Origin of the sequence: Vreelandella massiliensis (assembly GCF_900155385.1) — a bacterium.
Taxonomy (GTDB): Bacteria; Pseudomonadota; Gammaproteobacteria; order Pseudomonadales; family Halomonadaceae; genus Vreelandella; species Vreelandella massiliensis.
Genome location: NZ_LT699748.1, coordinates 1 through 1,952, shown reverse-complemented (window position 1 = coordinate 1,952; position 1,952 = coordinate 1). Strand labels below are relative to the sequence as shown.

The following is a 1,952-nucleotide window of genomic DNA, read 5'->3' as shown; positions in this document are numbered from 1 at the left end:
CCCAGTCGCCGGCGGCGCCGGAAGGGCTGCGCGTGCGGGAGCTGGTGGCACAGGGACGCTTTCCGCACCAGAGCCTGCTGCGCCAGTGGACCACGCAGGATGAGGCGGCCGTTGCCCGGGCGCTCGCCATCACCGGCGTCGAGGCACTGGCCGAACGACCGCTGGGCACGCTCTCCGGCGGGCAGCGCCAGCGCTGCTGGATCGCAATGACGCTGGCTCAGGAAACGCCGCTGATCCTGCTCGACGAACCCACCACCTTTCTCGACCTGCGCTACCAGCTGGAAATCCTCGAGCTGATGGTGCAGCTCACCCACCGCCACGGCCGCACCGTGGTGGCGGTGCTGCACGACTTGAACCAGGCGGCGGCCCATGCCGACAACCTGGTGCTGCTGCGTGAGGGGAAGGTATATGCCGAGGGGCCGCCCGAGGCGGTGTTTACCGCGAAAAACATCGAGGCGGTGTTCGGCGTGGCCTGTAGCATCCTGCGCGACCCGGCGAGCGGGCATCTGCTCTGCGCGCCGGCAAGGGGTGGGGCTGTGCCTGTCGCGCAACATCAGGCGGTTGGGCCATGACGTCGCTGGTCGCAAAGCGTCCGGCAGCCGGGCGGGTAGGGCGGCTTGGTGCCAGTGCGCTGGCGCTCGTCGTGCTACTTCTGCTCGCTTTCGCCCATTTGGGACTCGGCGCTCGCGACGTGCCGCTTGCCACCTTGGTCGAGGCGCTGATGGCCTATAACCCCGAGCAGTTTGAGCACTTCATCATCCGCGAGATGCGCCTGCCGCGCCTGCTGATCGCGCTGGTGGTCGGGGCGGCGCTGGCGGTGGCCGGAGCCCTTATGCAAGGCGTCACCCTCAATCCGCTCGCCGCGCCGGACATCCTCGGGGTGAACCTGGGCGCCTCCCTGGCGGTGGTGCTGGCTACCGCCTTCGGCCTCGGTAGCCTGGAGGCGCTGCCGTGGTTTGCCTTCGGCGGTGCGCTTTTTACTAGCCTTCTGGTTTACCTGATCGGCTCGCTGGGCCGCAGCGGTGCTACCCCGCTCAAGCTCACTCTGGCCGGGGTGGCGGTCTCGGCGTTTCTCGGCGCGGTGATGAGCGCCGGTCACCTGCTGCACGAAGCGGGCTTCGAGCGCCTGCGCGTGTGGCTCGCCGGCACCCTTGCCGGGCGCGACATGGACGTCTTTGCGGCGGCGCTGCCCTACCTTGCCCTGGGGTTCATCCTTGCGCTGCTGCTGGCGCGCCAGGTCACGGCACTGGGCCTGGGGGCGGATGTCGCCCGCGGGCTCGGCATTCACACGGCGCGGCTGCGAATCTTGGCGCTTGGCTGCGTGGTGCTGCTGTGTGGCGCCGCGGTTACCGTCACCGGCCCGATCGGCTTCATCGGTCTGGTGGTGCCGCACATGGTGCGCACCCTCGCCGGGCTCGACTACCGCTGGGTCGTGCCGCTTTCGGCGCTAGTCGGCGCGGCGGTGCTCACGGCGGCGGATATCGTTGCACGCGTTCTGCTGGCGCCGCAGGAGCTCGCCACCGGTATCGTCACCGCGCTGGTGGGGGCGCCGATCTTCGTCGCCCTCGTGCGCTGGCAGGTGCGCTGATGTCCGCGTTCCGCACCGCCTTCCACGGCTCACGACAGCTGCGCGTGCGCAGCCGCGGGCAGCGTATCGCGCTGCTGCTGCCGCTGCGCTCGCTAATCGTGCTCCTTGGCCTCGCCGTCGCACTGCTAGCGGTGATCGGCTTGAGTGTGGCCAACGGCAGTTATCCTGTGCCTCTTGCCGAGGTGTTCGCCGCGCTGACCGGCAGTGCCGCAGCGGACCCCCAGATGGGTGTCTCTTATAAACATCTAGATTTGGATAAGAGACAGATGGGGGTCCCTTGTTGATCCATCAGTGTTTTTACGCAGGGAGTGCTGCTTCCTTACAGCAGCCTTCATGGCAGCACCATTTGGCAAATGACAAAAAA

3 protein-coding genes are annotated in these 1,952 nt (G+C 67.9%); all 3 read left to right on the top strand.

Annotated features, from left to right (window positions below; genetic code table 11):
- On the top strand, positions 1-572 hold a 572-nt coding region (locus tag BQ9846_RS15395; protein ID WP_144049479.1), incomplete at its 5' end, for an ABC transporter ATP-binding protein.
- Positions 569-1,588 carry a FecCD family ABC transporter permease gene (locus tag BQ9846_RS15390; protein WP_075881941.1) on the top strand — a complete coding sequence of 340 codons (1,020 nt, stop codon included), beginning with the start codon at positions 569-571 and terminating at the stop codon, positions 1,586-1,588. The genes BQ9846_RS15395 and BQ9846_RS15390, both read left to right, overlap by 4 nt.
- A complete protein-coding gene (locus tag BQ9846_RS15385) occupies positions 1,588-1,872 on the top strand; it encodes a hypothetical protein (RefSeq protein ID WP_075881940.1) in 285 nt (94 codons plus the stop codon). Before BQ9846_RS15390 ends, BQ9846_RS15385 begins: the two co-directional genes overlap by 1 nt.
- The last annotated feature ends 80 nt before the right edge of the window (positions 1,873-1,952 follow it).